This window comes from Neokomagataea thailandica NBRC 106555 (genome assembly GCF_001598495.1).
GTDB classification, from domain to species: domain Bacteria; phylum Pseudomonadota; class Alphaproteobacteria; order Acetobacterales; family Acetobacteraceae; genus Gluconobacter; species Gluconobacter thailandicus_A.
The window spans coordinates 1-2,789 of sequence record NZ_BCZB01000057.1 but is presented as its reverse complement, the minus strand read 5'-3'; the positions used below and the strand labels follow the sequence as shown (position 1 = coordinate 2,789).

General features: G+C 53.9%; 1 tRNA gene and 2 rRNA genes. All 3 read right to left on the bottom strand.

What is annotated here, in order from left to right:
* Position 1: 1 nt before the first annotated feature.
* Positions 2-78: transfer RNA gene (locus tag NTH01S_RS11255), tRNA-Met, on the bottom strand.
* Positions 79-114: 36 nt separating this feature from the next.
* Positions 115-229: ribosomal RNA gene (gene rrf, locus NTH01S_RS11250) — 5S ribosomal RNA — on the bottom strand.
* Positions 230-310: 81 nt separating this feature from the next.
* Positions 311-2,789 (bottom strand): 23S ribosomal RNA (locus NTH01S_RS11245); the annotation flags it as partial.

Genomic DNA, 2,789 nt, shown 5'->3' with positions numbered 1-2,789 from the left:
ATGGTTGCGGGGGTAGGATTTGAACCTACGGCCTTCAGGTTATGAGCCTGACGAGCTACCGGGCTGCTCCACCCCGCGTTGGTGGGTGGTTTTTTTTGTGAGGTGAGCTAGGGGACCTGGCGGCGACCGACTTTTCCGCACCTTAAGGTGCAGTATCATAGGCGCTGAGGTTTTTCACGGCCGAGTTCGGGATGGGATCGGGTGTAGGATCCTCGCCATGGCCACCAGGTCTTCTAGCTCACCCTGTATTGGTATGGAGGGTGAGAGGTTGGTGTTTTTTGAGTGTGACTGATTTCTGTGCATGTGTTGTTGTGTGAGAGATATGAGCGATTAGTACCGGTTAGCTGAGTACATTACTGTACGTATACACCCGGCCTATTAACGTGCTGGTCTTGCACGGCTCTATGAGACCTTGTTTTGAGGTGGGTTTCCCGCTTAGATGCTTTCAGCGGTTATCCCGTCCGAACTTAGCTACCCGGCTGTGCCACTGGCGTGACAACCGGTGCACCAGAGGTTCGTTCATCCCGGTCCTCTCGTACTAGGGACAAATCCTCTCAAGTCTCTTACACCCACGGCAGATAGGGACCGAACTGTCTCACGACGTTCTAAACCCAGCTCACGTACCACTTTAATCGGCGAACAGCCGAACCCTTGGGACCTGCTCCAGCCCCAGGATGTGATGAGCCGACATCGAGGTGCCAAACCTCCCCGTCGATGTGGACTCTTGGGGGAGATCAGCCTGTTATCCCTAGAGTACCTTTTATCCGTTGAGCGATGGCCCGTCCACGTGGGACCACCGGATCACTATGGCCGACTTTCGTCTCTGATCGAGCTGTCACTCTCACAGTCAGGCGGGCTTATGCCATTGCACTCGACAGCCGGTTTCCGACCGGCCTGAGCCCACCATCGCGCGCCTCCGTTACACTTTGGGAGGCGACCGCCCCAGTCAAACTGCCCACCATGCAGGGTCCCGGATCAGGCTGACTGATCTCGGTTAGACATCAGAAAAATTCAGGGTCGTATTTCAAGGATGGCTCCACCGGTGCTGGCGCCCCGGCTTCAAAGCCTCCGACCTATCCTACACAGAATTTTCCTGATGCCACTGCAAAGCTACAGTAAAGGTTCATAGGGTCTTTCCGTCTGACCGCGGGTACCCCGCATCTTCACGGGGAGTTCAATTTCGCTGAGTCGATACTGGAGACAGTGGGGAAGTCGTTACGCCATTCGTGCAGGTCGGAACTTACCCGACAAGGAATTTCGCTACCTTAGGACCGTTATAGTTACGGCCGCCGTTTACCGGGGCTTCAATTCAATGCTTGCACATCTCCTCTTAACCTTCCGGCACCGGGCAGGCGTCAGGCCCTATACGTCATCTCTCGATTTCGCAGAGCCCTGTGTTTTTACTAAACAGTCGCTACCCCCTGGTCTGTGCCACCCAACCATGGTTGCCCACGATTGGGTCTCGTTTATCCCGAAGTTACACGAGCAATTTGCCTAGTTCCTTCAGCATCGTTCTCTCAAGCGCCTTGGTATACTCTACCAGTCCACCTGTGTCGGTTTCGGGTACGGTCTATATGCTAGAGCTATTTCCTGGAATGGTCCAAAAGCTGGTTCAATCCGATAAGAACCAACAACATATCTCATTCGTCACTTCTAGCAGGCTCAGGACTATTAACCTGATTCCCATCGACTACGGCTTTCGCCCTCGCCTTAGGGGCCGGCTCACCCTGCGTGGATTAACCTTGCGCAGGAACCCTTGGACTTTCGGCGACAGTGTTTCTCGCACTGTTTATCGCTACTCATGTCAGCATTCGCACTTCCGATATCTCCAGAGAGGGTCACCCCGTCTCCTTCGCAGACTTACGGAACGCTCCGCTACCGCGCATTCATAAGAATGCACCCACAGCTTCGGCACGTGACTTGAGCCCCGTTACATTTTCGGCGCAGGGTTTCTAATAGACCAGTGAGCTATTACGCTTTCTTTAAAGGATGGCTGCTTCTAAGCCAACCTCCTGGTTGTTTTGGAATCCCCACATCCTTTCCCACTTAGTCACGATTTAGGGGCCTTAGCTGGTGGTCTGGGCTGTTTCCCTCTCGACAATGGACCTTAGCACCCACTGTCTGTCTGCCGGACTATACTCCTCGGTATTCGGAGTTTGGTTAGGTTTGGTAAGGCTTTGGGCCCCCCTAGCCCATCCAGTGCTCTACCCCCGAGGGTAAACATCCGACGGTCTACCTCAATAGATTTCGCGGAGAACCAGCTATTTCCGAGTTTGATTGGCCTTTCACCCCTAACCACAGCTCATCCCCGACTTTTTCAACAGGCGTGGGTTCGGCCCTCCAGTGCGTGTTACCGCACCTTCAGCCTGGCCATGGCTAGATCACTCGGTTTCGGGTCTTCTGCCAGCAACTCATGCGCCCTATTCAGACTCGCTTTCGCTACGCCTACACCTAACGGCTTAAGCTCGCTGCAAACAGAAACTCGCTGACCCATTATACAAAAGGTACGCCGTCACCCCATATGAGGCTCCGACTGCTTGTAGGCGTCCGGTTTCAGGTCTCTTTCACTCCCCTTATCGGGGTGCTTTTCACCTTTCCCTCACGGTACTTGTTCACTATCGGTCACTGAGGAGTATTTAGGCTTGGAGGGTGGTCCCCCCATGTTCAGACAGGGTTTCACGTGCCCCGCCCTACTCAAATCCTTATCAAGACATTATGCATACGGGGCTATCACCCATTATTGCCGGACTTTCCAGACCGTTTTGCTTCTCCTTAATAAGGCATTGGCC